The organism is Ruegeria sp. AK4, from assembly GCF_056541025.1.
On sequence record NZ_JBQFXS010000025.1, the window covers coordinates 25477 to 50169 of the forward strand.

The 24693-nt window shown below is 58.4% G+C and carries 40 protein-coding genes and 1 pseudogene; 2 read left to right on the forward strand and 39 right to left on the reverse strand.

Annotated features, from left to right (window positions below):
* Positions 1-9 precede the first annotated feature (9 nt).
* The 23 genes from ACR0EZ_RS23055 to rpmC all read right to left on the reverse strand — a co-directional run bounded on the left by ACR0EZ_RS23055 (position 10) and on the right by rpmC (position 14643).
* Positions 10-1071: a TauD/TfdA family dioxygenase gene (locus ACR0EZ_RS23055; RefSeq protein ID WP_480617144.1), complete on the reverse strand. Its 1062-nt coding sequence runs from the start codon at positions 1069-1071 to the stop codon at positions 10-12.
* Between the two features lie 131 nt (positions 1072-1202).
* Complete coding sequence (locus ACR0EZ_RS23060; protein WP_480617145.1) at positions 1203-2093, reverse strand: DUF2950 family protein; 891 nt, start codon at positions 2091-2093, stop codon at positions 1203-1205.
* A gap of 1 nt (position 2094) precedes the next feature.
* Positions 2095-3432 carry a DUF3300 domain-containing protein gene (locus ACR0EZ_RS23065; RefSeq protein WP_480617146.1) on the reverse strand — a complete coding sequence of 446 codons (1338 nt, stop codon included), beginning with the start codon at positions 3430-3432 and terminating at the stop codon, positions 2095-2097.
* Between the two features lie 139 nt (positions 3433-3571).
* Positions 3572-3991: a 50S ribosomal protein L17 gene (rplQ, locus tag ACR0EZ_RS23070; RefSeq protein ID WP_480617147.1), complete on the reverse strand. Its 420-nt coding sequence runs from the start codon at positions 3989-3991 to the stop codon at positions 3572-3574.
* 119 nt (positions 3992-4110) lie between these two features.
* On the reverse strand, positions 4111-5127 hold the full coding sequence (locus ACR0EZ_RS23075; RefSeq protein ID WP_170377644.1) for a DNA-directed RNA polymerase subunit alpha: 1017 nt from the start codon (positions 5125-5127) through the stop codon (positions 4111-4113).
* A 114-nt stretch (positions 5128-5241) separates the two neighbouring features.
* Positions 5242-5631: a 30S ribosomal protein S11 gene (gene rpsK, locus ACR0EZ_RS23080; RefSeq protein ID WP_170462414.1), complete on the reverse strand. Its 390-nt coding sequence runs from the start codon at positions 5629-5631 to the stop codon at positions 5242-5244.
* Between the two features lie 15 nt (positions 5632-5646).
* Complete coding sequence (rpsM, locus tag ACR0EZ_RS23085; RefSeq protein ID WP_480617148.1) at positions 5647-6015, reverse strand: 30S ribosomal protein S13; 369 nt, start codon at positions 6013-6015, stop codon at positions 5647-5649.
* Positions 6016-6215: 200 nt separating this feature from the next.
* Positions 6216-6860, reverse strand: a complete 645-nt coding sequence (locus ACR0EZ_RS23090; RefSeq protein ID WP_480617149.1) for an adenylate kinase — start codon at positions 6858-6860, stop codon at positions 6216-6218.
* The gene (secY, locus tag ACR0EZ_RS23095; protein WP_480617150.1) at positions 6857-8221 is read right to left on the reverse strand and encodes a preprotein translocase subunit SecY; all 1365 of its coding nucleotides are present in this window, start codon (positions 8219-8221) and stop codon (positions 6857-6859) included. Before secY ends, ACR0EZ_RS23090 begins: the two co-directional genes overlap by 4 nt.
* A gap of 109 nt (positions 8222-8330) precedes the next feature.
* Complete coding sequence (gene rplO / locus ACR0EZ_RS23100) at positions 8331-8804, reverse strand: 50S ribosomal protein L15 (protein WP_480617151.1); 474 nt, start codon at positions 8802-8804, stop codon at positions 8331-8333.
* A 208-nt stretch (positions 8805-9012) separates the two neighbouring features.
* On the reverse strand, positions 9013-9228 hold the full coding sequence (locus tag ACR0EZ_RS23105) for a DUF1127 domain-containing protein (RefSeq protein WP_480617152.1): 216 nt from the start codon (positions 9226-9228) through the stop codon (positions 9013-9015).
* Positions 9229-9452: 224 nt separating this feature from the next.
* Positions 9453-10082, reverse strand: coding sequence for a tetratricopeptide repeat protein (locus tag ACR0EZ_RS23110; RefSeq protein ID WP_480617153.1), 630 nt, complete (start codon positions 10080-10082; stop codon positions 9453-9455).
* Positions 10083-10355: 273 nt separating this feature from the next.
* The gene (gene rpmD / locus ACR0EZ_RS23115) at positions 10356-10544 is read right to left on the reverse strand and encodes a 50S ribosomal protein L30 (RefSeq protein ID WP_008757946.1); all 189 of its coding nucleotides are present in this window, start codon (positions 10542-10544) and stop codon (positions 10356-10358) included.
* 12 nt (positions 10545-10556) lie between these two features.
* The gene (gene rpsE, locus ACR0EZ_RS23120) at positions 10557-11126 is read right to left on the reverse strand and encodes a 30S ribosomal protein S5 (RefSeq protein WP_155148691.1); all 570 of its coding nucleotides are present in this window, start codon (positions 11124-11126) and stop codon (positions 10557-10559) included.
* A gap of 116 nt (positions 11127-11242) precedes the next feature.
* A complete protein-coding gene (rplR, locus tag ACR0EZ_RS23125) occupies positions 11243-11602 on the reverse strand; it encodes a 50S ribosomal protein L18 (protein WP_170356678.1) in 360 nt (119 codons plus the stop codon).
* Positions 11603-11613: 11 nt separating this feature from the next.
* Positions 11614-12147 carry a 50S ribosomal protein L6 gene (gene rplF, locus ACR0EZ_RS23130; RefSeq protein ID WP_170531622.1) on the reverse strand — a complete coding sequence of 178 codons (534 nt, stop codon included), beginning with the start codon at positions 12145-12147 and terminating at the stop codon, positions 11614-11616.
* An 11-nt stretch (positions 12148-12158) separates the two neighbouring features.
* Positions 12159-12551 carry a 30S ribosomal protein S8 gene (rpsH, locus tag ACR0EZ_RS23135; RefSeq protein ID WP_068340741.1) on the reverse strand — a complete coding sequence of 131 codons (393 nt, stop codon included), beginning with the start codon at positions 12549-12551 and terminating at the stop codon, positions 12159-12161.
* 13 nt (positions 12552-12564) lie between these two features.
* Positions 12565-12870, reverse strand: a complete 306-nt coding sequence (gene rpsN / locus ACR0EZ_RS23140) for a 30S ribosomal protein S14 (RefSeq protein ID WP_068340744.1) — start codon at positions 12868-12870, stop codon at positions 12565-12567.
* A gap of 19 nt (positions 12871-12889) precedes the next feature.
* Positions 12890-13450: a 50S ribosomal protein L5 gene (rplE, locus tag ACR0EZ_RS23145; RefSeq protein WP_480617154.1), complete on the reverse strand. Its 561-nt coding sequence runs from the start codon at positions 13448-13450 to the stop codon at positions 12890-12892.
* Positions 13443-13754 (reverse strand): 50S ribosomal protein L24, encoded by a 312-nt coding sequence (rplX, locus tag ACR0EZ_RS23150; protein ID WP_480617155.1) that lies wholly within the window; start codon positions 13752-13754, stop codon positions 13443-13445. Before rplX ends, rplE begins: the two co-directional genes overlap by 8 nt.
* A gap of 2 nt (positions 13755-13756) precedes the next feature.
* Positions 13757-14125, reverse strand: a complete 369-nt coding sequence (gene rplN, locus ACR0EZ_RS23155; RefSeq protein WP_008757934.1) for a 50S ribosomal protein L14 — start codon at positions 14123-14125, stop codon at positions 13757-13759.
* A 76-nt stretch (positions 14126-14201) separates the two neighbouring features.
* Positions 14202-14432, reverse strand: a complete 231-nt coding sequence (gene rpsQ / locus ACR0EZ_RS23160; protein WP_170356682.1) for a 30S ribosomal protein S17 — start codon at positions 14430-14432, stop codon at positions 14202-14204.
* 4 nt (positions 14433-14436) lie between these two features.
* Complete coding sequence (gene rpmC / locus ACR0EZ_RS23165; protein ID WP_010437082.1) at positions 14437-14643, reverse strand: 50S ribosomal protein L29; 207 nt, start codon at positions 14641-14643, stop codon at positions 14437-14439.
* Between the two features lie 327 nt (positions 14644-14970).
* Between rpmC and ACR0EZ_RS23170 the strand changes: the two genes are divergently transcribed.
* Positions 14971-15342 carry a hypothetical protein gene (locus tag ACR0EZ_RS23170; RefSeq protein ID WP_480617156.1) on the forward strand — a complete coding sequence of 124 codons (372 nt, stop codon included), beginning with the start codon at positions 14971-14973 and terminating at the stop codon, positions 15340-15342.
* Between the two features lie 12 nt (positions 15343-15354).
* Here ACR0EZ_RS23170 and ACR0EZ_RS23175 read toward each other — a convergent pair whose 3' ends face one another.
* From ACR0EZ_RS23175 to ACR0EZ_RS23210, 8 genes are all read right to left on the reverse strand, one after another.
* On the reverse strand, positions 15355-15975 hold the full coding sequence (locus tag ACR0EZ_RS23175; protein WP_480617157.1) for a 2OG-Fe(II) oxygenase family protein: 621 nt from the start codon (positions 15973-15975) through the stop codon (positions 15355-15357).
* A 61-nt stretch (positions 15976-16036) separates the two neighbouring features.
* Entirely contained in the window at positions 16037-16504 is a 468-nt protein-coding gene (locus tag ACR0EZ_RS23180; protein ID WP_480617158.1) for a YHS domain-containing (seleno)protein, read from the reverse strand.
* A 159-nt stretch (positions 16505-16663) separates the two neighbouring features.
* Complete coding sequence (gene rplP / locus ACR0EZ_RS23185) at positions 16664-17077, reverse strand: 50S ribosomal protein L16 (RefSeq protein ID WP_058283513.1); 414 nt, start codon at positions 17075-17077, stop codon at positions 16664-16666.
* 12 nt (positions 17078-17089) lie between these two features.
* On the reverse strand, positions 17090-17800 hold the full coding sequence (rpsC, locus tag ACR0EZ_RS23190) for a 30S ribosomal protein S3 (protein WP_008758042.1): 711 nt from the start codon (positions 17798-17800) through the stop codon (positions 17090-17092).
* Positions 17800-18180, reverse strand: coding sequence for a 50S ribosomal protein L22 (gene rplV / locus ACR0EZ_RS23195; RefSeq protein ID WP_039538267.1), 381 nt, complete (start codon positions 18178-18180; stop codon positions 17800-17802). The genes rpsC and rplV overlap by 1 nt, the downstream gene beginning before the upstream one ends.
* 3 nt (positions 18181-18183) lie before the next feature.
* Positions 18184-18462: a 30S ribosomal protein S19 gene (gene rpsS, locus ACR0EZ_RS23200; protein ID WP_005980699.1), complete on the reverse strand. Its 279-nt coding sequence runs from the start codon at positions 18460-18462 to the stop codon at positions 18184-18186.
* 3 nt (positions 18463-18465) lie between these two features.
* Positions 18466-19308, reverse strand: a complete 843-nt coding sequence (gene rplB, locus ACR0EZ_RS23205) for a 50S ribosomal protein L2 (protein ID WP_120633917.1) — start codon at positions 19306-19308, stop codon at positions 18466-18468.
* Between the two features lie 237 nt (positions 19309-19545).
* A complete protein-coding gene (locus tag ACR0EZ_RS23210) occupies positions 19546-20127 on the reverse strand; it encodes a YceI family protein (protein ID WP_480617159.1) in 582 nt (193 codons plus the stop codon).
* Positions 20128-20165: 38 nt separating this feature from the next.
* Between ACR0EZ_RS23210 and ACR0EZ_RS23215 the strand changes: the two genes are divergently transcribed.
* Entirely contained in the window at positions 20166-20672 is a 507-nt protein-coding gene (locus ACR0EZ_RS23215; protein ID WP_480617160.1) for a MarR family winged helix-turn-helix transcriptional regulator, read from the forward strand.
* A gap of 100 nt (positions 20673-20772) precedes the next feature.
* On the opposite strand, the pseudogene ACR0EZ_RS23220 reads toward ACR0EZ_RS23215, so the two are convergent.
* From ACR0EZ_RS23220 to ACR0EZ_RS23255, 8 genes and pseudogenes are all read right to left on the reverse strand, one after another.
* Positions 20773-20853: pseudogene (locus ACR0EZ_RS23220) on the reverse strand (50S ribosomal protein L23); the annotation flags it as partial.
* Positions 20854-20855: 2 nt separating this feature from the next.
* Complete coding sequence (locus ACR0EZ_RS23225; protein ID WP_480617161.1) at positions 20856-21488, reverse strand: hypothetical protein; 633 nt, start codon at positions 21486-21488, stop codon at positions 20856-20858.
* Positions 21485-21781 carry a 50S ribosomal protein L23 gene (locus ACR0EZ_RS23230; RefSeq protein ID WP_008757532.1) on the reverse strand — a complete coding sequence of 99 codons (297 nt, stop codon included), beginning with the start codon at positions 21779-21781 and terminating at the stop codon, positions 21485-21487. The genes ACR0EZ_RS23225 and ACR0EZ_RS23230 overlap by 4 nt, the downstream gene beginning before the upstream one ends.
* Positions 21778-22395: a 50S ribosomal protein L4 gene (rplD, locus tag ACR0EZ_RS23235; protein ID WP_155148664.1), complete on the reverse strand. Its 618-nt coding sequence runs from the start codon at positions 22393-22395 to the stop codon at positions 21778-21780. The genes ACR0EZ_RS23230 and rplD overlap by 4 nt, the downstream gene beginning before the upstream one ends.
* Positions 22392-23117, reverse strand: a complete 726-nt coding sequence (rplC, locus tag ACR0EZ_RS23240; protein WP_170328778.1) for a 50S ribosomal protein L3 — start codon at positions 23115-23117, stop codon at positions 22392-22394. The genes rplD and rplC overlap by 4 nt, the downstream gene beginning before the upstream one ends.
* 18 nt (positions 23118-23135) lie before the next feature.
* Positions 23136-23450, reverse strand: coding sequence for a 30S ribosomal protein S10 (gene rpsJ, locus ACR0EZ_RS23245; RefSeq protein WP_008756422.1), 315 nt, complete (start codon positions 23448-23450; stop codon positions 23136-23138).
* A 204-nt stretch (positions 23451-23654) separates the two neighbouring features.
* The gene (locus tag ACR0EZ_RS23250; RefSeq protein ID WP_480617162.1) at positions 23655-24296 is read right to left on the reverse strand and encodes a hypothetical protein; all 642 of its coding nucleotides are present in this window, start codon (positions 24294-24296) and stop codon (positions 23655-23657) included.
* A gap of 278 nt (positions 24297-24574) precedes the next feature.
* Positions 24575-24693 (reverse strand): EF-Tu C-terminal domain-related protein (locus ACR0EZ_RS23255; protein ID WP_199023609.1); only part of this gene is annotated, 119 nt, incomplete at its 5' end.

The window sequence follows — 24693 nt, forward strand, 5'->3', positions numbered from 1 at the left end:
AATGGTGGTTTACCCATCCAGCGGCGCATGCAGGCGCGTGCCTTTGGTGATGATCCCGCCCCGGTTGCCGATCTCGATGGTGCCATAGCGCTGCCGGAACACCTCGGGCAGTTCCCGATCACCGTCCGGAGACAGCCAAAGCCGCAGCAGATGCCGCCGCTCGGCCGGATCGGGCCAGTCGACAAAGCCGGTGCGGTCATGCAGTTGCGCGTGATTGTAAACAAACTGCATGTCCCCGGGTTGCAGCCGCATCAGCAGGTAAAGCTCGGGGTCATTGGCCAGCGCATCGAACCTGTCCAGCGCGGCCACGTGGTCCGGCGTCAGGCGCATCGCCCTTGGGAACCTCTGGGCGCTGTCGATATATTGCCGCTGGTAGAACACGGTCAGCTTGCCGTCATGCCAGCAGAAGGGCGGGATGGTCATGAAGGGCTGCATCCCTTCGGGAACCTCGCCCCGGCGGTCGGTGGCAATCGGATCGAACAGCCGGGCCAGCAGGTCCGGGCATTCGGCACGCATCCGGTTATAGATCGCCTCGGCGCTGACAAGCAGCGAATCCCCGCCTTCCTTGGCCTCGCGCAGGCACAGGAGCCCGACAATATCGGCGCTGTCCGTGTGGAAGGTCTGGCGCTCGTGGGTCTGGTAAATGCGGGTATTCGGATCACTGGCATTCGCGCCGACGTCGCGCACATGGCCCAGAATATGGCCCTGCGCGTTCTGCGACCGGGCCGAGCCCAGATGCGCGCCGACCCCGCAAAAGATCGTCGCCGCCATTTCCTGCGTGTAGCGCTGAACCGGCAATCCCCTGATAACCTCGAACCCGATGCCGTTGATCAGCTTGTCGCGCAGGGTTTCCAGATGCCCGCCGAAGCCCGCAAGCGGGAAATCGGCCCTGGTAATTTCCCCGATATCGCGCCCCAAGGCCAGATAGTGCCGGGCGGCCTGTTCCAGATCGTCAATATCGGACTGGCTCAGATCGACAATCCATTCATCCTGCCGCGCGGCCATCTCGCGCCCGGTCCAGACCGATGGGCCTTTCAACTCGCCCGGGATTTTCGAAAGCACGTCTGTCATTTCGCCCTCCTCGCTTGCGGTTCAGGGTCGCGCGGGGTGGGGCGGGTTTCATCGTCTCAAATCATCGGAAATCGCCCAAAAACGACATTACCGACGTCAATTGGGCGACCAGGATGCGCGCATTGGGCAAATCACTCGGCCACGGACCAGTCCGGGCCGGGGTCGTATTCGGAAATTTCCGCCGCGCGGTCCAGCGTTTCAGGGCCAAAGTCAGCCTCATAGATGATCCCGTTCTCGCCGATCAGGAACGTGTGGATGCCGGTCTCGCCATATTCTGCCGGAACCGCCAGCAAGGCGTGCCCGGCGACCATGTGATCGCCTGCGAAATAGGAATGTGCACCGCCGGGCGCATTGGCGCCCTGCCCCTGCAGGATGGTGTAGTAATAGCCCAGGAAAGGTTCCGGTTCGTAATCCTGTTCCCCGTCGCTCCACCCCGAGGCCGCGGCCCGGGCCAGGGCGGCCCCGACAAGGCTGTCCTCACCCGGCCAGAACAGCCCGTCGCGGCTGTCAGAGTCCGAGATGATCGCGCGCGCGAACTCCATCACCCCGTCGCCATTGTGATCGACCAGCCGGAACGCGGCCTGCAGGTCGACATAGGCTTCGAGCAGGTCCATGACGTCCAGCTCATTCAATCCGATCTCGCGCGCGGCAAGCTCTTCTATCCCGGCGTCCAGATCGAATTGCCACTGCGCGCCGTCCCGCGTGATCGGGATCGGGAAGGGCCAGCTGTCTTCGCCCATCAGGACGACGACGCCGTTTCCATCGGGCTGGAAGCGATAGCCATCGGCATACATGGCCAGAACCTCTTGCCGGCGGGACCGATCCTCATCCGCATCGCCGGTTGCCAGCAGGTCTTCGGCGTCGGGCCCGAAAATCTCAAGCAGTTTGCCGTGATCTTCCGCTTCCAGCGCGGCGACAAAGGTGTCCAAAGCCGATTGCGGCGTATCAAATTGCGCGCCGTCGGACAGCGCTGGCCCGGCAATTGCGAAAACGAAAGCGGAGGAAACCAAAATCTTGCGCATCTTACCGTCTCCGCTTTCCTTTGGACGCATGTCCCCGGTTCGAGGCCGAGCGCGTTTTGTGACCCGAGGCTTTCTTTTTCATGGCCTGCCCTTTTTGGGCCGAGGGCTTGCGTTGCGCCGCAGCCTTCTTGGCCTGAGGCTTTTGGGCCGTCTGCGCGTTGCGCTTCACAGGCTGCTTCGCCGTGTCTGGCCGCTGTTTGGTGCGGTCTATCGCGTTTTGCTTGGCTGCGGCCTTGTCCCGATCCACGCCACCGGGATTGAGCGGTGGCAGCTGCTTTTTCGCGCCGTCGCGATTGGCCAGCGCGCCGCCCGCGACCGCACCGGCCCCAGCCCCGGCGGCCAGAGCGGCGGCCCCCGCCCCATCCCGGCTGATATCCGCAGCACCGGATTCCCGGCTGAGCTTGGCGCGCAATTCATCCGTACGCCCATCGGGCCGGTTCACAGGCAAATCACCGCGCCCGCCTTCGGGCCGCTTGTGATCAGCGATCTTGTCGCGCGCATCCTGCTGGCGCCCGGGGTCGGGGTTCCAGCCAATATCGGTCCGGTCGCCCAGATCGATCTGATTACCGATATTGACGTTGCCATCCACATCGATGTCGATATCGGGGTTTCGGATGATGGGATTGCCATTCCAGCCGCCGCAATTCCGGCAGCCCCAGTAATCGTACCAATCGTCGTCATCGTCGAAAATCTCATCAATCAGCGCGACGGTGCCAAAGGTCAGCAGGGCCGCGCCGATCACATCTCCGGTTGATGGCCCGGTATAGACCGTCTGGTAATCATATTGCGGCACATAGACGGTTTCGGGGTTGGTCGGAACAATCGTGACGGTGTCATCCTCGGCCACTTCGACGGTCTGTTCCTCGCCCGAGACAAGCGCACCGCTGTCAATCGCCTGATCCCGCATGACCTGAACAGCATTCATCACGTCGTCGGATTGGGCCAGCATCGCTGTGCCCATGGTTTCAGTCCAGTCGATATGCGTTGCCATCTGGCCCACAACCTCGGGGAAGGCCGTCGCCAGAACGGTAACCGACGGGTCCCACCCCATCGCCTCAATCTCGGGCTCCAACTCGACCGGGTCGCGGTCGGCGTTGTCCAGCAGATAGCGTTCCGCCTTGACGATTTCCAGCGGCTGCGTGGCCGCAACGAATATCTGGATCAGCAGCGTGTCGGGATAAAGCGCGACCGGGGCAACCAATGTCTGAAGCTCGGCATCGGTCAACAACTCAGCCGAGGCATCGTCTGCTGCGCCTTCGGTCGCCTCCCCAGACGTTTCCTGAGCGTAAAGCGCACTGCCTGCGCCGATCAGAAGCGCAAAAATCAGAAATCTATACATATTGCGATCCTTCAATTTCTTCAAAGATCGCCCAAGTTTACGATTCTGGCAACACGGCGCAAAAAACATCGCCGCGCGAAAAAGAAAAACCCCCGCACCGCATGGTACGAGGGTTCCGAGTTTACAGACTATATCGGTCTTATTCTTCTGCAGCCTCTTCGGCGGCAACGCGGGCCTTGTCAGCCGCGCCTTTGGCGTCGACGTCACGATCCACGAATTCGATGATCGCCATCGGAGCCATGTCGCCATAGCGGAAGCCCGCTTTCAGGATGCGGACGTAACCGCCCTGACGCTCGGCGTAGCGGGGGCCCAGAACCTCGAACAGCTTGGTGACGTCTTTGTCTTCTTTCAGCTGCGATGCGGCCTGACGGCGGGCGTGCAGGTCGCCGCGCTTGCCCAGCGTGACCAGCTTTTCGATGATCGGGCGCAGTTCTTTTGCTTTGGGCAGAGTCGTCTTGATTTGCTCATGCTCGATGAGCGAGCCGGCCATGTTCGCAAACAGCGCCTTGCGGTGCTCATGTGTGCGGTTCAGGCGGCGGTAACCACGTGCGTGACGCATTTTCTAGTTCCTTCTTTCGCGTTTTGCTTTGTCTGACCGGCGATGCGTGTCACCGGCTCTCCTTGGGGCGGAAGTGCCCGTTTTGTCCCCGGCAGATCCGGGCATTTGGGAAGACGCGCTTAGAACGCGTCTTCGAATTTCTTCGCCAGATCTTCGATGTTGTCGGGCGGCCAATCCTCGACATCCATGCCGAGGTGCAGACCCATGCCGGACAGCACTTCCTTGATCTCGTTCAGCGACTTGCGGCCGAAGTTCGGGGTGCGCAGCATCTCGGCTTCGGTCTTCTGGATCAGGTCGCCGATATAGACGATGTTGTCGTTCTTCAGACAGTTCGCCGAACGGACCGACAGTTCCAGCTCGTCCACTTTCTTCAGCAGCAGCGGGTTGAACTCCAGACCATCGTCCTCGTCCTGGCGGCCAGCCGATTCCGGCTCGTCGAAGTTGACGAAGATCGACAGCTGGTCCTGCAGGATACGGGCGGCATAGGCCAGCGCGTCTTCCGGCGTGATCGAACCATCGGTTTCGATCTTCAGGGTCAGCTTGTCATAGTCCAGAACCTGACCTTCACGGGTCGGCTGAACGTCATAGGCGACCTTTTTGACCGGCGAATAGATCGCGTCGATCGGGATCAGGCCGATGGGCGCGTCTTCGGGCTTGTTCTTTTCGGCCGAGACGTACCCTTTGCCGGTGTTGACGGTCAGTTCCATGAACAGGTCGGCGCCATCGTCCAGGTGGCAGATGACGTGATCGCGGTTCAGAACCTCGATACCTGCGCTTTCGCTGATGTCGCCTGCTGTGACAACGGCGGGGCCTTTGGCATTGATCGACAGGCGTTTGGGGCCTTCGACTTCCATGCGCAGCGACACGCCTTTCAGGTTCAGGATGATGTCGGTGACGTCTTCGCGAACGCCCGCGACGCTCGAGAATTCGTGCAACACGTTGTCGATCTGAACGCTGGTGATGGCCGCGCCTTGCAGGCTGCTCATCAGCACGCGGCGCAGCGCGTTGCCCAGGGTCAGACCAAAGCCACGCTCCAGCGGTTCAGCAACCAGGGTTGCCTGACGCGCGGGATCGTTGCCCGGCTTGCCGTCCAGTTGGGTCGGCTTGATCAATTCTGCCCAATTTTTGTGGATCATGTAATCCCTCCATTCCTGTCCGCGCCCCATGACCAACAAGGTGCAGACGCCCGAGGTTCAAAATGACGTGCTGGGGCCGTGCAAAAACACAGCCCCAGCCAAATTCGAAATCGCTTAGACGCGGCGGCGCTTCGGCGGGCGGCAGCCGTTGTGAGCGATCGGGGTCACGTCGCGGATCGACGTGATGTTGAAGCCCACGGCAGCCAGCGCGCGCAGCGCCGATTCACGACCCGAACCGGGGCCCTGAACTTCGACTTCCAGCGTTTTGACGCCATGTTCCTGCGCCTTCTTGCCTGCGTCTTCCGCAGCCATCTGCGCGGCATACGGAGTAGATTTCCGCGATCCTTTGAAGCCCATGGTACCGGCAGACGACCACGAGATGGCGTTGCCCTGCACGTCCGAGATCAGGATCTTGGTGTTGTTGAAGGTCGAATTCACATGGGCAACGCCCGATGCGATGTTCTTGCGCTCTTTGCGCTTGATGCGAGTCTTGTCGCGTGCCATCGGTCAGACCCCCTCTTATTTCTTCTTACCGGCAATGGCCTTTGCGGGGCCTTTGCGGGTACGAGCGTTGGTGTGGGTGCGCTGACCGCGAACCGGCAGGTTGCGGCGGTGACGCAGACCGCGATAGCAGCCCAGGTCCATCAGGCGCTTGACGTTCATCTGAACTTCACGACGCAGGTCACCTTCGACGGTGTAGTTGGCGTCGATATGTTCACGGATGGCCAGAACTTCGGCATCCGACAGTTCGTTGACGCGACGGGTCGCATCAATGCCCACGGCTTCGCAGATCGCGTTGGCCGAGGTGTTGCCGATACCGGTGATATATGTGAGGGCGATAGGTACCCGCTTTGCAGTCGGGATGTTTACGCCGGCAATACGTGCCACGTGTCACTTTCCTTTTCGTTGCGGTTCCGTAGCTCCAGAACCTTTTTTCACAACGCCTAACCGTGGCAGTACCGCCAGAGGGTCCAGCATTATTCGAGGTGGTCGGGGCGCAGGGGACGAATCCCGCACGCGGTCTTGATTCCCTTCAGGGATGGGGGTCGATATGGGCTTTTGGCACCGCCGTCAAGCCCATATTGGAATCAGCCCAGAATAGCCTCGATCGAAGCTGTCACTTCCTTGATATCCGCCAGCCCGTTCACCGGGCGCAGATCGCCTTTGGCATAGTAGTAGCCAATCAGCGGCGAGGTCTTCTTGTAGTATTCCATCAGCCGCGTGCGCAGGCTGTCTTCGTTGTCATCCGCCCGGCGGACGTAGTCGTTTTCCTTGCCGCAATTGGTGCATTTGCCATCGGCAGGGATCGGCTTGGTGATGTCGTTGTAGACCTCGCCGCAGCCGCCGCAGGTCGACCGTGCGGTGATACGACCCACCAGCGCATCGTCGTCCACCCGCATCTCGACCACGGTGTGCAGGGACTGGCCCAGCTTGGTCAGCAGCGCCGACAATGCGTCCGCCTGTGCCAGCGTGCGGGGGAAGCCGTCAAAGATGAAACCGGCACCGGTTTCCGAGGTCAGCTTCTCTTCGATCAGACCGATCACGATCTCGTCGGTGACCAGCTTGCCCGCATCCATGATCGCGGCGACCTTCTGGCCCATCTCTGTTCCGCTGGTCTTGGCCTCGCGCAGCATGTCGCCAGTGCTCAGTTGCACCATGCCCCGGGTTTCAACCAAATGCCGCGCTTGCGTGCCTTTGCCTGCCCCCGGGGGGCCGAGAAGAATGATGTTCATCGACGAGCAGCTCCCTTTCTGCCGCGTTTCTTGCCTTTGCCGCGCAGCTGGGACTTTTCGATCAGCCCTTCATATTGATGCGCCAGCAGGTGGCTCTGGACCTGTTGGATCGTGTCCATGGTCACAGAGACGATAATCAGAACCGAGGTGCCGCCGAAATAGAACGGGATGGCAAACTGGCCCCGCAGAATTTCAGGCAGCAGACAGACCGCCGCCAGATAGGCCGAACCCAGAACCAGCACGCGGTTGACCACGTATTCCAGATACTCGGCGGTTTTCTTGCCGGGGCGAATGCCGGGCACAAAACCGTTCTGCTTTTTCAGGTTGTCCGCCACATCGTCCGGTTTGAACGACACGTTGAACGTGTAGAAATAGGCGAAGAACACGATCATCGAGGCGAAGAACAGCAGGTACAGCGGCTGTCCGGGACCAAAGTTGGCCAGCAGCCAGGACATCACCGGGCCGTTCGCAGCCCCCGACGAGAAGGTCGAGATCGTCACCGGCAGCAGCAGCAGCGAGCTGGCGAAAATCGCCGGGATCACGCCCGCAGGGTTCACCTTGACCGGCAGGTGGCTTGAGCCGCCTTCGTAGACTTTCATCCCGGCCTGACGGCGTGGGTACTGGATGTGGATCTTGCGCAGGGCACGCTCCATGAACACCACAAAGGTGATCACGGCGATGACCATGACGATCACACCAACGATCACGGCGGGGCTGATCGCACCGCTGCGTCCGCTGGCAAAGAACTGCGCCAGTGCAGCCGGAACCTCGGCAATGATGCCGACGAAGATGATCAGCGAGATACCGTTACCGATGCCGCGCGCGGTGATCTGTTCACCCAGCCACATCAGGAACATGGTGCCGCCAACCAAAGTTATCATGGTCGACATGCGGAAATACAGCCCCGGATCGGTCGCCAGATCGCCTGATTCCAGCGAGACCGCCAGACCATAGGCCTGAACCGTGGCCAGTGCCACGGTGCCGAAACGGGTGTATTGGTTGATCTTCTTGCGGCCCTGCTCGCCCTCTTTCTTGAGTTGCTCAAGCGCGGGAACCATCGAGGTCAGCAGCTGCACGATGATCGAGGCCGAGATATAGGGCATGATCCCAAGGGCAAAGATACCCATCCGCCCCAGCGCCCCGCCGGTGAACATCGAAACCATGCCGCCGATGCCCTGCCCCGCCTGCTCCATGAACTCGCGCAGGGCCTGCCCGTCGATCCCCGGCACCGGAATGAAGGTGCCCAGACGATAGACGATCAGCAAGGCCAGCGTGAACAGGATGCGGTTGCGCAGATCGGTGGCTTTGCCCAAAGCAGCCCAGCTTGTGTTGGCTGCCATTTGTTCTGCTGCTGATACCATAAATCGGTCTCTCTTATGAAAACACCGCCCGGAACCGTTTTCCGGCTCGGGCGGCGTCTTGGAAAACTCTGTGGTCTATGTAAGCGGGTCTTGGCCCGCTCACAAGCGCTTACTCTGCCGCAGCAGCTTTTGTGACCGTCAGTGAACCGCCCGCTTTCTCAACTGCCTCAACGGCAGCTTTCGAAGCACCGGTAACTTCCAGGTTCACCTTGGCGCTGATTTCGCCTTTGGCCAGAACGCGGATACCGTCCAGCTTGCGACGGACCAGACCGGATGCAACCAGAGCGTCTTCGGTGATCGCAGCTTTGGCGTCCAGCTTGCCGGCGTCGACGAATTTCTGGATCAGGCCCAGGTTGATGACGGCGAATTCCTTGCGGTTCGGCTTGTTGAAGCCACGCTTGGGCAGGCGCTGGTACAGCGGCATCTGGCCGCCTTCGTAACCATTGATGGCCACACCCGAACGGGATTTCTGGCCTTTGATACCACGGCCACCCATTTTACCCTTGCCCGAGCCGGGACCACGGCCAACGCGGGTCCGTTTCGGTGCAGCGCCGGGATTGTCGCGCAATTCATGCAGTTTCATATCGCTTCTCCTAAGCCGGATGTGACCCCCGAAGCGTGATGGGCCAACCACGGCGTTTCTTGGTTTTGATTCTCGTGGACGGAAATCCACCGGAGCGCCTTACAGCGTTGCGCATCCCGTTGCAAGGTTTGTTGTGAACCGCGTCGCCCCAAACGCAAAAGAGGTGCCGGATCGGGCACCTCTTTTTTTTCGTGAGCGGTGGGTAGTCTCAAGAGCAATAAGCATGCTCGCGTGCGATGTCGGCGATATCGCAACGGCGAATGCCGATATCGTCCAGCTCGCGCGTGCTCAGCTGCTGCAGCTCGGTATAGGTGCGGTGGTATTCGGCAGCACGGGCGCGGGACGCCTTGATGCGCTCGACCAGCGCGGTAAACCGGGCGCCGAAGTTAAAACCGTTATGTGTCAGAGTAGCTGTATGTGCCATATCTCATTTCCTTTCTGTGTCAGGGCGCATTCCCCAACGATCACTTTTTTGTTCCTTGTTTGGACAAGGTGGAGATAGGCCCATACGATATCGCTAACAACTGCGGTTTTGGGTCTAGCCGATATGCAGTACGGGAATGTCGGGGACATGGTTTGCCAATACAGGGCGGTATCCGCTGTGCGACGGACCCCGCCCTATCCGGCATGAGCATAAGCCTTGGACGTCTATATTTTTTCCGAATTCAGCCAGGCCTGGGCCAGGGCCTCGGCCCGGGCTATTTCGTTCGCGGTCATCGTCTTCGATACGTTGTAGAGATGCTTCGCCATTAACCCGGCTTGCTGCTCGGTCGCAATTCTGAGCCACTTATAGGCCTGAATTTTGTCCTTCGGCACGCCGGTCCCGTTCAGATGCATGTAGGCCAGATCATGCTGTGCGAAAGCATGGCCACGCTGTGCTGCGCGCTCATACCACTTTGCAGCCAGGCCGGGATCGCGGACGACACCCCATCCATTATCGTGAAAAACGCCCAATCGATATTGCGCTTCTGTCACATTCTGCTCAGCCGCTTTCTGATACCAGATCGCGGCCTCTGTATCATCGCGTTCAAATCCGTGCCCATACTCGTACATCATACCCAAAGCATGTTGTGCCTCCGGATCTCCGGCCTGAGCAAGGGGTTGCCATTCATCCAGCGCCAGCTGGATTTCTCCGGCCCGGAAGGCCTTGAGCCCGAGTTCGAAATCAGCCGCCAAAACGGGTGCGGATAAACATATCAATGCAAGGGTCATGAGAGATGCAGCTTTGTCGCTTAATCTCTGGCAAACGTTGGTTAAGCTTTTCTTGGTCTCCGGCATCAACTTATCCCCTCCGCACTTGGGTCAGGCAATGGATCAAGGAGTGCTTTCAACCATAGGACAGGGCCGGAGACATAGGAAATCACGAATACTGGCGCGTGGTTCCGATGGATTGCGAGGATGCAAAACCGGGTCGGCGCGGTTGAACGGCTGTCCTTAAGAACCTCGGTGCGCCGTGTTGCGGAAACCGGCGACAAACAGGAAAACTGCCGATCGGAAACGAAAAACGCCCCCGACCACGTCGGAGGCGTTTCTTTGTTCTGCGAATTGCGCTTAGCCGCGCTCTTCGATGATCTCGACCAGATGCGGGATCTTGTTGACCATGCCGCGGACCGAAGGGGTGTCCTCCAGCTCACGGGTCTTGTGCATCTTGTTCAGGCCCAGGCCGATCAGGGTTGCGCGCTGTTCGGCGGGGCGGCGGATCGGCGAGCCGATCTGCTTGACGACGATGGTTTTTGCCATGGTTCGCTCTCCTTACGCTTCTGCTTCAGCAGCAGCCGGTGCTTCGTCCCGCTTGGGCAGGATATCGGCAACCTTTTTGCCACGACGTGCGGCAACCGAACGCGGGCTCTGCTCTTTCTGCAGGCCGTTGATGGTGGCGCGGATCATGTTGTACGGGTTCTGCGAGCCCAGCGACTTGGACACAACGTCCTTGACGCCCAGCATTTCGAACACGGCACGCATCGGACCACCGGCGATGATACCGGTACCTTCAGGTGCGGTGCGCATAACCACTTTACCAGCGCCGTGACGGCCCTCGATGTCGTGGTGCAGGGTGCGGCCTTCGCGCAGTTGCACGCGGATCATCTGACGCTTGGCTTGTTCGGTCGCCTTGCGGATGGCCTCGGGCACTTCTTTCGCTTTACCCTTGCCAAAGCCCACGCGGCCTTTCTGATCGCCGACAACCACCAGAGCGGCGAAGCCAAAGCGCTTACCACCTTTTACGGTTTTCGACACGCGGTTGATTGCGACCAGACGATCTGCAAATTCCGGTGCTTCTTCACGGTCGCGGCCACGGCCCCGACGGTTTTCACGTTCTGCCATTTGGCATCCCTTTTCTCATGTGGCGCTTGTCGCGCCGTTTTCTTCAATCCAAGTGAGCCCCGGCTGTTGCCGAGGCCCCCGGATCATCGGGGCGGATCGAAACCCGCCCGCAGGTCTTAGATCTTCAGGCCGCCTTCACGCGCGGCGTCGGCAACTGCCTTCACCTTGCCGTGGAACAGGAAGCCGCCACGATCGAAATAAGCCTCTTCGACGCCTGCCTTCTTGGCACGCTCGGCGATGGCCGCGCCCACTTTGGTGGCCGCTTCGACGTTGTTCTTGCCAACCACACCCAGATCTTTTTCCAGGGTCGAGGCTGCGGCCAGGGTCACGCCACGAACGTCGTCGATCAACTGAACGCTGATGTTCTTGTTCGAACGGTGAACCGACAGGCGTACGCGGCCCGCGTTGACTTTGCGAAGTTTGTTCCGAACGCGCAGGCGGCGCTTCAGAAACAGGGTTCTTTTGCTGTTTGCCATTGTCTGCGTCCTTACTTCTTCTTGCCTTCCTTGCGGAAGATGAACTCGCCCTTATAGCGGATGCCCTTGCCTTTATACGGCTCAGGACGGCGCCATTCGCGGATTTTGGCCGCGACTTCGCCCACCTGCTGCTGGTCGATACCTTCCACAACGATCTCGGTCTGCTTCGGCGCGGTGATGGTGACACCTTCCGGGGCAGTGAAATCAACATCGTGGCTGTAGCCCAGGTTCAGCTTCAGGGTGTTGCCCTGCATCTGAGCCCGGTAACCAACACCCTGGATCTCCAGCTCTTTTTTGAAGCCCTGGGTCACACCGGTTACCAGGTTGGCAACCATGGTGCGGCTCATGCCCCACTGCTGGCGGGCACGCTTGGACATGCCACGGGGGTCGATCTTGACCACGTTGTCTTCAACCGACAGCGTCACGTCGTCGGTGGCGGTGAAGCTGCGGGTGCCTTTCGGACCTTTCACTTCGATGGTCTGACCCGACACAGAGGCGGTAACGCCGCTGGGCAGCTCGACCGGTTTTTTACCAATACGAGACATTGCAGACCTCCTTAGAAGACGGTGCAGAGCACTTCGCCGCCAACATTGTTGGAGCGAGCGTTTGCGTCCGACATCACACCTTTCGGAGTGCTGACAATCGACACGCCCAGACCCTGACGGACCTGCGGGATGTCATTGACGCCCATGTACACGCGACGACCGGGCTTGGAAACCCGCTTCAGTTCGCGAATGACAGGGGTGCCTTCGTAGTATTTCAGGCTGATTTCGATGGCCGGATGACCGTTTTCACCGGTCGTCTTTTCATAGCCACGGATGTAGCCTTCGTCCGCCAGCACGTCCAGAACCCAACCGCGCAGCTTGGAAGCCGGGGTGGAAACGGTGGACTTGCCGCGCATTTGCGCGTTGCGGATACGGGTGAGCATATCGCCGATAGGATCGTTCATATCTATGTCTCCCTTACCAGCTCGATTTCACCATGCCGGGGATCTGACCAGCAGAACCCAGCTCGCGCAGCGCGATACGGCTGACCTTCAGCTTACGGTAGTAAGCGTGGGGACGACCGGTCAGCTGACAGCGGTTGTGCAGACGGGTAGCCGAGCTGTTGCGCGGCAGTTTCGCCAGCTTCAGACGCGCCTTGAAGCGCTCTTCCATCGGGCGGCTCTCGTCATTCGCGATTTCTTTCAGCTCGGCACGCTTTGCGGCATATTTGGCCACCAGGCGTTCGCGCTTCTTCTCGCGTTCGATCATTGCTTTCTTAGCCATGTCTCAATCCTCCCGGCGCTTAGGCGTTGAAGGGCATGTTGAACGCTTTCAACAGTGCCTTTGCTTCAGCGTCGGTGTTCGCTGTGGTGGTGATTACGATGTCCAGGCCCCAGACCTCGTCGACCTTGTCGAAGTCGATTTCCGGGAACACGATGTGCTCTTTCATGCCCATGGCAAAGTTGCCACGACCATCGAAAGACGGCTTCACACCGCGGAAGTCACGCACGCGAGGCATCGCGATGGTGATCAGACGATCCAGGAATTCGTACATCCGGTCACCGCGCAGGGTCACTTTCGCGCCCAGCGGCATGTCTTCACGGACGCGGAAACCCGCGATCGACTTCTTCGCCTTGGTTGCAACGGCCTGCTGACCGGCAATCGCAGTCAGATCCTCGACGGCAGCTTTCGCTTTCTTCGAGTCTTTAACCGCCTCAGAACCACAGCCGATGTTCAGAACGATTTTTTCCAGCTTGGGCAGCTGCATGTCGTTCTTGTAGCCGAACTCTTCTTTCAGAGCGGCGCGGATGGTTTCGGCGTACTGAGCTTTCAGACGCGGGGTGTAGGTTGCGTTATCAAGCATCGATCACGTCCCCTGTGGTCTTGGCGTAGCGGACCTTCTTGTCGCCTTCCATGCGGAAGCCAACGCGGGTTGCTTTGCCGTTCTTGTCCAGCAGCGCCAGGTTCGACAGCTCGATCGGGTTTGCCTGAGGCAGGCGACCCCCTTGCGAGGTTTGCGACTGGCGGGTGTGGCGGATGGCGATGTTGATGCCGTCGACAACAGCTTTACCGGCTTTCGGGTCAACCGAGGTGATGGTCCCCTCTTTGCCCTTGTCCTTGCCGGCCAGCACGACGACCTTGTCGCCTTTGCGGAGTTTAGCAGCCATGATTACAGCACCTCCGGAGCCAGCGAGATGATTTTCATGAAGTTCTTGCCGCGCAGTTCGCGAACAACCGGGCCAAAGATACGGGTACCTACGGGCTCGTTGTTGTTGTTCAGGATGACGGCGGCGTTGCGATCGAAACGGATCGCTGTGCCGTCTTCGCGACGGACTTCCTTGGCGGTGCGTACGACGACGGCCTTGCGGACGTCCCCTTTCTTTACGCGGCCGCGCGGGATGGCTTCCTTCACCGAGACGACAATGATGTCGCCGACGGAGGCGTATTTACGCTTGGAACCACCCAGGACCTTGATGCACTGAACTCGGCGTGCGCCGGAGTTGTCAGCGACATCCAGATTGGTCTGCATCTGGATCATGTGGTTTCTCCCGACCTGTGGGGGCTGGTCTTGTTAAATCCCCCAGGGTTTCGACAAATGGAAAAATCCCGGAAGCTTACGCTTCCAGAACTTCCCAACGTTTCGTCTTCGATTTCGGCGCGCATTCGATGATGCGGACTGTATCGCCGACCTTGAAGGCGTTCTTTTCATCGTGAGCCCGGTATTTCTTGGACTTACGGATGGTTTTCTTCAGAACCGGGTGGGTAAAGCGGCGCTCTACCTGAACGGTTACGGTCTGTTCGTTGGCGTCGCTGGTCACGGTGCCTTGCAGGATACGCTTGGGCATCTGATTACTCCTCGGATGCCGCGGCAGCGGCCTTTTCGTTCAGAATGGTTTTGACGCGGGCAGCATTGCGGCGGGCCGCTTTGATGCCGGCAGTGTTTTCCAGCTGACCGGTTGCCTGTTGAAAGCGCAGGTTAAAGCTTTCTTTCTTCAGGTTGGCCAGTTCCTCGCGGAGCTGGTCCGGGGTCTTGTCACGCAGTTCTTGGGCGTTCATCGCCTTTTTCCTTTGCTCAAAACACCAGAAGGCCCCGTACACGGGTCACCTTGGACCTGGTGGATGAATGATAGACATACGAATCGCCCGACAACGCCGGGAGATCGCAGGATGCCGCCGTATAAGGGTTTAGGGGGTGGGTGGCAAGGAAAAGATTCCTTCCCTTTGGGATTATACACTGCAAGCGGAATTCGACGATCTTTTCGGTGTTTACAACCCGCGCGACCAAAGTGGCTTTGCGCACAAACTATAAGTGTTGCCCTGAAAGCGCTTGCCGCCGTACCATTACGATCTGTTCTTGGTCTAAATTAATTGGTGAGGAGTATTGTGCAGCGTACCAAAGCAACGATTTTCACATTTGCCATCCTGATTTTAGCCTCCATCGCAACTGCCGCCCCGGATGGGAAATGGACCCTGACCATCAATTCCAACCGCCCATGGCAGATGGACATAGCTGTCAGCAACAACACGCCGCAGGTCCTTGCCGCACACGGGATCACCCCCGAGGGTATAAAAATTCGAAAGGTCACCGACGATCGGCTTCAGTTCGACGCTATTATTTCCAAAAAAGACAGTTGTTCTTCGGGAAGCGTGATGAAGTTTGATCTCAAATTTAAAAACGGGGCTTACAGGTCAGGGTCGGTGAACGGGAACTGCATCGGCTTCCCTAAGTTCCGCGCGCGTGTCAGTGCAAAGTAACGGTGAAAAAGTTCACTCCCACTTATAATTGAAACTCACCGAAATCCGCTCGTCCTCGGCCATGTTCATCGGCACCTCGTGGCGCAGCCAGCTTTCCCAGAGCAACACGTCGCCCACCTGTGGCTTCATATAGATGAACGGCTGCAAATCCCGCCGCCCGCCTTTGATCCGCGTTGGCGCGGCCATCATGCGGCCCGAGCGGGGGTCTTCCAGTTTCAAGGCACTCGCCCCTTCGGGCATCGCAACATAGGTCGTGCCCGAGATCACGCTGTGCGGGTGCAGGTGGCTGGAATGCATGCCGCCCTCGGGCAGGATGTTGATCCACAGGTCCTCCAGTTTCAACGCACCCTCACCCAGATCGAACTCCAGATCTTTCGCAAAGGCCGCCACATGCTGGTCCAAAGCTTTGACCAGATCGGCGAAGATCGGAAACCGCCAGGGCAGATCGGTCAGCGAGGCATAGCTGGTGTAGCCGGGATAGCCGTTTTCTTCACACCACTCCTGCCCGGCCTCGTCATCCTCGGCGATGACAAGGCAGGAGCTTTCCAACTCCTGAGGGTCGATCCTGGGGTCGAATTCGGACAAGGCCGCACGGTAGAGACGGGTAACGAAGAGCGATTCAATCTGTGCCATGCGCCCCTCATAGCTCAGCCCGGTGCCGCAGGCGAGGGCAATGGCGGCGCGAAATTGCGACCTATTGCTGCAACAGTTCCGGCCAGTAGCCGTTCGCCTTTTCGATATTCTCGTCGATCTTGTTGGCCCAGATCCGGCGCACCTCGATGCTGTAATTCAGGTAAAGCTTGTCGTCCCAGATACGCCAGGCGATCGGGTCAACATCCGCAACTGCGTTCTGGCTGGCGGCATAGGCGCAATAGCCACCAAATTGCGGCGCAAACTTCGCCGGGTCCGAAAGAAACGCCTGCCGGTTTTCGTCGCTCTGGAATACCCAAGTCGCCCCATTGTAGTCCGCCGCGATCTGTGCGTCGCCTTTCTGCGGGTCGCCGCCACGCCAATATGTCATCACGTCATAGCCGTTCATCGCAAGCCCGTTGAAGTGGCCAAGGTTCACCTCTGGTGACGCGGCCCGCGCCGTCGGCACGGCGACCAGTGCCGTTACGGCCAGCAGAGAGAAAAGGGCCAACAGGCGAAGAAAGTGTGACATGTCTAGTCGTCCCGAAACGAAAGCGCAGGACCCGATGATAGCCGTGTATACGTTTCGATTGCCAGTCACGTCTCTGTGGCCCGCACCCGGCAAAAAGAAAACCCCGCCGGTTTCCCGGCGGGGTCAATTCAAAACGAACGGGGACAAAACCCCAATCGCTTACCAGTCTTCGCGAACCACGACGCGGGTCTTGATCGGCAGCTTCATCGCGGCCAGGCGCAGGGCCTCGCGGGCGATGTCGTCATTGACGCCGTCGATCTCGAACATCACGCGACCGGGCTTGACTTTGCAGGCCCAGCGGTCGACCGAACCTTTACCTTTACCCATACGAACTTCGATCGGCTTTGCAGTGACCGGAGTGTCGGGGAAGATGCGGATCCAGACGCGACCCTGACGCTTCATGTGACGCGTCATGGCACGACGTGCAGCTTCGATCTGGCGTGCGGTTACACGCTCAGGCTCAAGAGCTTTCAGGCCGTAGGTGCCAAAGTTCAGATCAGAGCCGCCCTTGGCGAGACCCTTGATCCGGCCTTTGTGCATCTTGCGGAATTTAGTACGCTTTGGTTGAAGCATATCTTTCCCTCCTTAGCGACGACCGCCACCAGCACCACGAGGTGCAGGGCCGTCCTGGAGTTCCTGTGCTTTACGGTCACGTGCCTGCGGATCGTGCTCCATGATCTCACCTTTGAAGATCCAGACCTTGATCCCGATGATCCCGTAGGGGGTCATCGCTTCGGCATGTGCGTAATCGATGTCGGCACGCAGGGTGTGCAGAGGCACGCGGCCTTCGCGGTACCACTCGGTCCGTGCAATTTCAGCACCGCCCAGACGGCCAGCGACGTTCACCCGGATACCCAGGGCGCCCATGCGCATGGCGTTCTGAACCGACCGCTTCATCGCGCGGCGGAACGAGACGCGGCGCTCGAGCTGCTGAGCGATAGACTCGGCAACCAGCTGCGCGTCAAGCTCGGGCTTGCGCACTTCGACGATGTTCAGGTGCAGTTCGCTGTCGGTCATACGAGCAAGCTTTTTGCGCAGAACTTCGATGTCTGCACCTTTCTTGCCGATGATGACACCGGGGCGTGCAGTGTGGATCGTAACGCGGCACTTTTTGTGCGGACGTTCAATGATCACACGGGCAACACCGGCCTGCTTGCACTCTTTGTTGATGAACTCACGGATCTTGAGGTCTTCCAGCAGAAGATCACCGTAGTCCTTGGTGTCGGCGTACCAGCGGCTGTCCCAGGTGCGGTTGACCTGCAGGCGCATGCCGATCGGATTTACTTTATGACCCATTAGGCTTGCTCCTCAACTTGACGCACCTTGATGGTGATCTCCGAGAACGGCTTCATGATCTTGCCGAAACGGCCACGTGCACGCGGACGACCGCGCTTCATGACCAGGTTCTTGCCAACCCAAGCTTCGGCGACGATCAGTTCGTCAACGTCCAGGTTGTGGTTGTTTTCGGCATTCGCGATTGCGGACTGCAGGCACTTCTTGACGTCCTGCGCGACACGCTTGTTGCTGAAAGTCAGGTCGGTCAGAGCCTTCTCGACTTTCTTGCCGCGGATCATTTGCGCAACCAGGTTCAGTTTCTGCGGGCTGGTGCGAAGCATGCGGGTTTTCGCCATTGCTTCGTTTTCAGCCACGCGGCGGGGGTTCTTTTCCTTGCCCATGACTTACTTCCGCTTCGCTTTTTTATCTGCGGCGTGGCCATAATAGGTACGGGTCGGCGAGTATTCACCGAACTTCTGACCGATCATGTCTTCCGAGACGTTGACGGGAATGTGCTTCTGGCCGTTGTACACACCAAAGGTCAGACCCACGAACTGGGGCAGAATGGTGGAACGACGCGACCAGATTTTGATGACTTCGTTGCGGCCCGACTCGCGCGCTGCTTCGGCTTTTTTCAGCACGTAAGCATCGACGAAAGGACCCTTCCAAACAGAGCGAGACATGGATTAACGTCCCTTCTTCTTGGCGTGCCGCGAGCGGATGATCAGCTTCTGGGACGCTTTGTTCTTGTTGCGGGTACGCTTACCCTTGGTGTCCTTACCCCACGGCGTAACCGGCGTACGGCCACCCGAGGTCCGACCTTCACCACCGCCGTGCGGGTGGTCGATCGGGTTCATTGCAACACCACGAACCGACGGACGAACGCCCTTGTGGCGCATACGACCGGCTTTACCGAGGTTTTGGTTCGAGTTGTCGGGGTTGGACACGGCACCGATGGTGGCCATGCATTCCTGACGGACCATGCGCAGCTCACCCGAGCTCAGACGGATCTGAGCGTAGCCGCCATCGCGACCAACGAATTGCGCGTAAGTACCGGCCGCACGTGCGATCTGACCGCCTTTGCCAGGCTTCATCTCGATGTTGTGGACGATGGTACCGATGGGCATGCCCGAGAACGGCATTGCGTTGCCCGGCTTGATGTCGGCCTTGGCGGATGCCACGACTTTGTCACCAACAGCCAGACGCTGCGGAGCCAGGATGTATGCCTGCTCGCCGTCTTCGTATTTTACCAGTGCGATGAATGCGGTCCGGTTCGGGTCATATTCGATCCGCTCGACGGTTGCCGCAACATCAAATTTGTTCCGTTTGAAGTCAACGATCCGGTAGAGACGCTTTGCGCCACCGCCGCGGCGGCGTGAAGTGATCCGTCCGGTGTTGTTCCGGCCGCCCGATTTGGTCAAACCCTCAGTGAGAGACTTGACCGGACGTCCTTTCCAAAGCTCCGAACGGTCGATCAGCACCAGCCCGCGCTGGCCCGGCGTCGTCGGCTTGTACGACTTGAGTGCCATGCTTTCTGTCTTCCGTTTAGCAAGTGCAGGGGGTTTCCCTGCTATGTGATAGGCCCCCGTAGGTGCCAAGGGTATAGGGCCCCGAAGGTCCCCGGTTACAAATATCAGAGGCCCCGGAACGAATCCGAGGCCGCAAGATTGGGAGCGTGTAACAGGGTTGGGGATGGGTGTCTACACCCTCATCCAAGATTGCATAATCTTTCTCTTTTTATCCCGGTGATACAGTTGGCTTTGGTGTTATCCGTCTGCCTTCATCTCGGTATCGATCATGATTGTGATCGGCCCGGTTGAGAATGGTCCCACACCGAATTCCGTATGATCGATCTCACCCGTTGCCGAAAAGGCCACCCAATCGCCTTTGTAATATTCTATGGCGCCGCCTAAAGGATGCTCGCCCTGATGGGTCAGTGTGGCTTGCAGGGTTACTGGTTTGGTCACGCCATGAATGGTCAGATCTCCGGTCACGTCCGCCGTCGTATCGCCGGTCCGTTTGATTTCGGTGCTGACAAAAGTGATTTCGGGATAGGTTTCGACCTCGAAGAAATCAGCTGATTTGAGGTGGTCATCCAGGGGGCCAAAGCCCGAAGCCAGACTGTTCGTGTCAATCGTCACGTTCAGCGTCGAGGCTTCCACATCTTCGGCATTTAGATCCAACGTGCCGTCTACTTTGGTGAACTCACCATGCTGGTTCGAGACACCTGCGTGGCTCCAACCGAACCGGACTTCAGTATGCCCTTGATCGGTCTTATAGGTCTGCGCGAAAGCCGGTGTCACGGCAACGGTCAAGGCAGCGGCGGCAATTATAGACTTTAAGGTCATGGTTGTATTCCTTTTGTCCGGTAGGCACTGGAAAGTAGATGAATTTTCATCTAAATAAATTGAACCAAGACTGCAATCAGAAACAAGGCAAACACGAAGTTGTGAAGAACGATCTGCCAACAGAATTTGAGACAGAGATCTGGGTCGCAATGAACCGAGCCAACCGCCGTATCCAGTCGGATATCAGCGCAGCCTTGAAAGAGGCGGGACTTCCACCGTTGAAATGGTACGATCTGCTTTGGTCGCTGGAACGCCACGGGGGGCAACTACGTCCATATGAGCTTGCACGGGACACCATATTCGAGCAATCAAACCTGTCCCATCTGAGCAAGCGGCTCGCTGCAGAGGGACTGGTGGAGTTTGTCGACTTTGGTAGTGACCGGAGAGGCAAAGTCGTGAAAGTCACGACAAAGGGACGGGACTTACGAAAACGCATGTGGTCCATCTACGCCCCTATGCTGCACGAAAGAATGCGCGTGTTTGGCAAGGTAGACGGTTGGCAGGCATTCATCGAAGCGGAGCAGGATCAAACCAGTTCAAACTGATTGGCCCCAAGATAACTTGCATGTGGCAGCACCGCATGTTGGAGCGCAATAAAACCCCGCTTTCGCGGGGGCCTTTATCTCTCTCCAATGACGGATCCGATCAGAGACCGGTCGATACTTCGATGGTGTTACCCTCTTCCAGGGTGACATTTGTTTTTTTGACGTCTTTCCGACGGACCAGCTTCACCCCAAAGATCGCCTACGGCACAGCGGCTCGGACTCCACCGCAATCCTCTGCTTGAGCTTGACATGCCCCAGCACCTCGCGAAAGGCGCGGTGTTTGGGTTTGCCTTCCAGATAATCCGCCAGTTTGAGCAGGTTGATCGGGTGCTTCGCAACCAGCGCCTCGATCCGCTGCACGGCGTCGTCCAACTCATAGTGATCCACGTACTGACAAGCTACCTGCGTGGGTGTCAGCAGACAGTAATCCTGCGGGCGTTTCTCGGTATAGCGCGCGATATCGAAAGGCGACGCGCCAAGGGCGTGGAACTTGGGGATGTGGACACGCAAGTCGGCCTCGGCGTGCTCCAGCACCGTGCCTGAGGTCTGGCGAAACCCCAGCGGGCCAAGCTTTCCGACCACATGCTTTCGCATCGCCGGAGAGATCATGTCCACATCTGCCCGGTCGTATTTCAGATCATCGAAAACCGACAGCAGCCTCAGCTTTTCATCGGCGATCTGAAAATAGGGCTCGGCACTGAACACCCGCATTTGATCCAGCACCTGCGCACGCACAGTTTCAGGATCCGAAACGAAATCGGCCCCGGCGGGTTGAACCGCCGGGGCCGTGAATAGTCGCAGTAAGCGTCGGATCAAAGACCGGTGCTCACGTCGATGGTGTTACCCTCTTCCAGGGTCACATATGCTTTTTTGACGTCTTTCCGACGGCCCAGCTGACCGCGGAACCGCTTGACCTTGCCTTTGGTCACGGTGGTGTTCACCGCTTTGACCTTCACACCAAACAGCGCCTCAACGGCCTCTTTGATCTGCGGCTTGTTGCTGTCGATCGCCACTTCAAAGACAACCGCGCCGTTCTCGGACGCCATGGTCGACTTTTCGGTGATGATCGGCTTGCGGATCACGTCGTAGTGTTCTGCCTTCGCGCTCATTTCAGACGAGCCTCCAGTGCTTCGACAGCCGCTTTGGTGAGCACCAGGGTGTCACGCTTGAGGATGTCATAAACGTTTGCACCCATCGACGGCAGGATATCCAGACCTTCGATGTTGCGCGACGCCTTCAGGAACCCTTCGTTCACGGTCGCGCCGTCGATGACCAGAGCGCGTTTCCAGCCCAGGTTTGCAACCTGTTTGGCCAGAGCGGCGGTCTTGCCTTCGGCTTCGGCGTTCTCGATCACAACCAGTTCACCTGCTTTGGCTTTGGCCGACAGAGCGTGGCGCAGGCCGAGCTTGCGGAACTTCTTCGGCAGGTCGTGGCCGTGCGAACGAGGGGTCGGGCCCTTGTAGATACCACCCTTGCGGAAGATCGGCGCGTTGCGGTCACCGTGACGAGCGCCACCGGTGCCCTTCTGGCGATAGATCTTCTTGGTCGAGTAGCTGGTTTCCGAGCGGGTCTTGACCTTGTGGGTGCCGGCCTGCGCGTTGTTGCGCTGCCAACGGACCACACGGTGCAGGATGTCCGCACGCGGCTCGAGACCGAACAGATCGGCGTTCAGCTCGATGTCGCCGGCTTTGCCGCCGTCCAGTTTGATTACATCAAGTTTCATGCTTCACCACCTTCCGCGGGCGCTTCTTCCGCAGGTGCTTCGGTTGCAGCCGATTTCACAGCAGCCGGGAAAGGCAGGCCTTCCGGTGCTTTCTTCTTGACGGCGTCCTTGACGGTGACCCAGCCCGATTTCGGTCCGGGAACGGCGCCTTTGATGAAGACCAGGTTCCGGTCGGCGTCGGTTTTGACAACTTCCAGGTTCTGGGTGGTGACACGGGCAGCACCCATGTGACCGGCCATCTTCTTGCCTTTGAACACCTTGCCCGGGTCCTGACACTGACCCGTTGAGCCGTGCGAACGGTGGCTGATCGAAACACCGTGCGAGGCGCGCAGACCACCGAAGTTGTGGCGCTTCATCGCACCGGCAAAGCCTTTACCGATCGACGTGCCCGACACGTCAACTTTCTGACCTTCCAGGAAGTGTTCTGCCGAAATCTCGGCGCCCACATCGATCAGGCCATCTTCGGAGACGCGGAACTCGGCCAGTTTACGCTTGGGCTCGACCTTCGCAGCGGCATAGTGACCGCGCATGGCTTTCGAGGTGCGTTTTGCCTTGGCAGCACCGGCGCCCAGCTGAACGGCGGTGTAGCCGTCTTTGTCAGCAGTGCGCTGTGCAACGACCTGCAGATTGTCCAGGTGAAGAACGGTCACAGGGATCTGCTTGCCGTCTTCCATGAACAGGCGGGTCATGCCAACTTTTTTTGCGATAATACCAGAGCGCATAATCTATACCCTCCGATCTTACGACTGCAGCTTGATCTCGACGTCCACACCAGCAGCGAGGTCGAGCTTCATCAGCGCGTCAACGGTCTGGGGGGTCGGATCAACGATGTCCAAGAGACGCTTGTGGGTGCGGATCTCGAACTGGTCGCGGGATTTCTTGTCAACGTGAGGGCCACGGAGAACCGTGAACTTCTCGATCTTGTTCGGCAGCGGGATCGGGCCGCGCACGTTCGCGCCGGTCCGCTTGGCAGTGTTGACGATCTCTTGCGTGCTGGCATCCAGAACGCGATAGTCAAATGCCTTCAGCCGAATACGGATATTTTGGCTTTGCATAGATACAGCCTTTTATCAGGCGTTGAGGTTGAGAGGAGGACAGACGCGCATCGCCAACCCTCATCGAACCCAAAAGGCGGGAATCACCCCGCCTTGACGTTCTTGTTGAGAACTCGCGCGTATTAGTGGGGTTGGCGGGGTTTGGCAAGGGGGAAATGGTTGACCCTGACAATCCGATAGCCACCAAAGAAGTGCGCCTCAGATTTAACCGGGCTTTTGCAGTCTTTCGTAAAGACCAGCGGCCAAATTCATGTCCCACTCATCTGATGGAACCGTTCGCCACTCGTTGCTTTCTAACCAAACGCCGTTCCGACACTGGGCAAATAGAATTCTCAGGAAGTCTGGCTCAAATGAGCACATACTTCCTTTCAATTTTTTTAATGTCTGTACTGGCAGATTTTCGAGTGTAGCGGCGATACTTTCGTCATCCGCAACCTCGTACTCTGATAAACTCCAGCAGCATTCATACACCAGCCAAGGCCCGAATGCATCTGTCCAAGCCCAGCCGCGTGGTGTCCTTTCTATGTAGTCGCAAGCACGAAAGGCCTCGCATATTCTTGTCGTTGAGTTGTTTTTGGGCACTACGGACACGTAGTGGTCAGCAAACTCGTCTGCGTAGTGCGAATGACAAGCGAAAGCCTCGAGCAGTTCGTCAAGATCATCACGTCGATAGTCTGTTGGCAGCTCGATGCTTTGACCGGCTTCCCAAGTAAGCAAACCGTAGATTCCCTCATTGCGCATTAACCCCGCCCGGGACAAAACGCTAAACCCCTTTTCAAAGTTGGATTGCCCACCCGCGTGCAAAAGCGTTGGTGCTGGTGACATGTGCTGCGAGCGCCAAGACATCTCATGAGCAAGCCAAGGAAGAATGGATAATGCCAAAGACCGCTCGTTGGAACTAAGCTCTCGATTCATTTGGGAAATTCCATGCTTTGCAATTGTGTTTGTGGGACCAGTTACCAATCTGACCGCGAGATTGTCCATCGGTAGAAACATGATGGAAACCTCTCAACCGAAAAGGCCGCCCCTGAGTGGGACGGCCTTCTTTAGTTCTTTACCGAGTTGCTCCCGGCAGATTTTCCCGTGGAAAATCGCCTGCTGCAACCAGGCGCGACGAGCGCGCCTTACTCGATAATTTTAGAAACAACACCTGCGCCAACGGTACGACCACCTTCGCGGATGGCGAAGCGCAGGCCGTTTTCCATCGCGATGGGCGCGATCAGCTCAACGCCGAACGACACGT

Excerpts from the sequence above, each read along its gene's own strand:
- ACR0EZ_RS23055 (WP_480617144.1), bottom strand. The coding sequence starts at position 1,071 with ATGACAGACGTGCTTTCGAAAATCCCGGGCGAGTTGAAAGGCCCATCG.
- ACR0EZ_RS23060 (WP_480617145.1), bottom strand. The coding sequence starts at position 2,093 with ATGCGCAAGATTTTGGTTTCCTCCGCTTTCGTTTTCGCAATTGCCGGG.
- ACR0EZ_RS23065 (WP_480617146.1), bottom strand. The coding sequence starts at position 3,432 with ATGTATAGATTTCTGATTTTTGCGCTTCTGATCGGCGCAGGCAGTGCG.
- rplQ (WP_480617147.1), bottom strand. The coding sequence starts at position 3,991 with ATGCGTCACGCACGTGGTTACCGCCGCCTGAACCGCACACATGAGCAC.
- ACR0EZ_RS23075 (WP_170377644.1), bottom strand. The coding sequence starts at position 5,127 with ATGATCCACAAAAATTGGGCAGAATTGATCAAGCCGACCCAACTGGAC.
- rpsK (WP_170462414.1), bottom strand. The coding sequence starts at position 5,631 with ATGGCACGCGACAAGACTCGCATCAAGCGCAAAGAGCGCAAGAACATC.
- ACR0EZ_RS23090 (WP_480617149.1), bottom strand. The coding sequence starts at position 6,860 with ATGAACATCATTCTTCTCGGCCCCCCGGGGGCAGGCAAAGGCACGCAA.
- secY (WP_480617150.1), bottom strand. The coding sequence starts at position 8,221 with ATGGTATCAGCAGCAGAACAAATGGCAGCCAACACAAGCTGGGCTGCT.
- rplO (WP_480617151.1), bottom strand. The coding sequence starts at position 8,804 with ATGAAACTGCATGAATTGCGCGACAATCCCGGCGCTGCACCGAAACGG.
- ACR0EZ_RS23105 (WP_480617152.1), bottom strand. The coding sequence starts at position 9,228 with ATGGCACATACAGCTACTCTGACACATAACGGTTTTAACTTCGGCGCC.
- ACR0EZ_RS23110 (WP_480617153.1), bottom strand. The coding sequence starts at position 10,082 with ATGCCGGAGACCAAGAAAAGCTTAACCAACGTTTGCCAGAGATTAAGC.
- rpmD (WP_008757946.1), bottom strand. The coding sequence starts at position 10,544 with ATGGCAAAAACCATCGTCGTCAAGCAGATCGGCTCGCCGATCCGCCGC.
- rpsE (WP_155148691.1), bottom strand. The coding sequence starts at position 11,126 with ATGGCAGAACGTGAAAACCGTCGGGGCCGTGGCCGCGACCGTGAAGAA.
- rplR (WP_170356678.1), bottom strand. The coding sequence starts at position 11,602 with ATGGCAAACAGCAAAAGAACCCTGTTTCTGAAGCGCCGCCTGCGCGTT.
- rplF (WP_170531622.1), bottom strand. The coding sequence starts at position 12,147 with ATGTCTCGTATTGGTAAAAAACCGGTCGAGCTGCCCAGCGGCGTTACC.
- rpsH (WP_068340741.1), bottom strand. The coding sequence starts at position 12,551 with ATGAACGATCCTATCGGCGATATGCTCACCCGTATCCGCAACGCGCAA.
- rpsN (WP_068340744.1), bottom strand. The coding sequence starts at position 12,870 with ATGGCTAAGAAAGCAATGATCGAACGCGAGAAGAAGCGCGAACGCCTG.
- rplE (WP_480617154.1), bottom strand. The coding sequence starts at position 13,450 with ATGCTTGATAACGCAACCTACACCCCGCGTCTGAAAGCTCAGTACGCC.
- rplX (WP_480617155.1), bottom strand. The coding sequence starts at position 13,754 with ATGGCTGCTAAACTCCGCAAAGGCGACAAGGTCGTCGTGCTGGCCGGC.
- rplN (WP_008757934.1), bottom strand. The coding sequence starts at position 14,125 with ATGATCCAGATGCAGACCAATCTGGATGTCGCTGACAACTCCGGCGCA.
- rpsQ (WP_170356682.1), bottom strand. The coding sequence starts at position 14,432 with ATGCCCAAGCGTATCCTGCAAGGCACCGTGACCAGCGACGCCAACGAA.
- rpmC (WP_010437082.1), bottom strand. The coding sequence starts at position 14,643 with ATGAACGCCCAAGAACTGCGTGACAAGACCCCGGACCAGCTCCGCGAG.
- ACR0EZ_RS23175 (WP_480617157.1), bottom strand. The coding sequence starts at position 15,975 with ATGGCACAGATTGAATCGCTCTTCGTTACCCGTCTCTACCGTGCGGCC.
- ACR0EZ_RS23180 (WP_480617158.1), bottom strand. The coding sequence starts at position 16,504 with ATGTCACACTTTCTTCGCCTGTTGGCCCTTTTCTCTCTGCTGGCCGTA.
- rplP (WP_058283513.1), bottom strand. The coding sequence starts at position 17,077 with ATGCTTCAACCAAAGCGTACTAAATTCCGCAAGATGCACAAAGGCCGG.
- rpsC (WP_008758042.1), bottom strand. The coding sequence starts at position 17,800 with ATGGGTCATAAAGTAAATCCGATCGGCATGCGCCTGCAGGTCAACCGC.
- rplV (WP_039538267.1), bottom strand. The coding sequence starts at position 18,180 with ATGGGCAAGGAAAAGAACCCCCGCCGCGTGGCTGAAAACGAAGCAATG.
- rpsS (WP_005980699.1), bottom strand. The coding sequence starts at position 18,462 with ATGTCTCGCTCTGTTTGGAAGGGTCCTTTCGTCGATGCTTACGTGCTG.
- rplB (WP_120633917.1), bottom strand. The coding sequence starts at position 19,308 with ATGGCACTCAAGTCGTACAAGCCGACGACGCCGGGCCAGCGCGGGCTG.
- ACR0EZ_RS23210 (WP_480617159.1), bottom strand. The coding sequence starts at position 20,127 with ATGACCTTAAAGTCTATAATTGCCGCCGCTGCCTTGACCGTTGCCGTG.
- ACR0EZ_RS23215 (WP_480617160.1), top strand. The coding sequence starts at position 20,166 with ATGAATTTTCATCTAAATAAATTGAACCAAGACTGCAATCAGAAACAA.
- ACR0EZ_RS23230 (WP_008757532.1), bottom strand. The coding sequence starts at position 21,781 with ATGAGCGCGAAGGCAGAACACTACGACGTGATCCGCAAGCCGATCATC.
- rplD (WP_155148664.1), bottom strand. The coding sequence starts at position 22,395 with ATGAAACTTGATGTAATCAAACTGGACGGCGGCAAAGCCGGCGACATC.
- rplC (WP_170328778.1), bottom strand. The coding sequence starts at position 23,117 with ATGCGCTCTGGTATTATCGCAAAAAAAGTTGGCATGACCCGCCTGTTC.
- rpsJ (WP_008756422.1), bottom strand. The coding sequence starts at position 23,450 with ATGCAAAGCCAAAATATCCGTATTCGGCTGAAGGCATTTGACTATCGC.
- ACR0EZ_RS23250 (WP_480617162.1), bottom strand. The coding sequence starts at position 24,296 with ATGTCTTGGCGCTCGCAGCACATGTCACCAGCACCAACGCTTTTGCAC.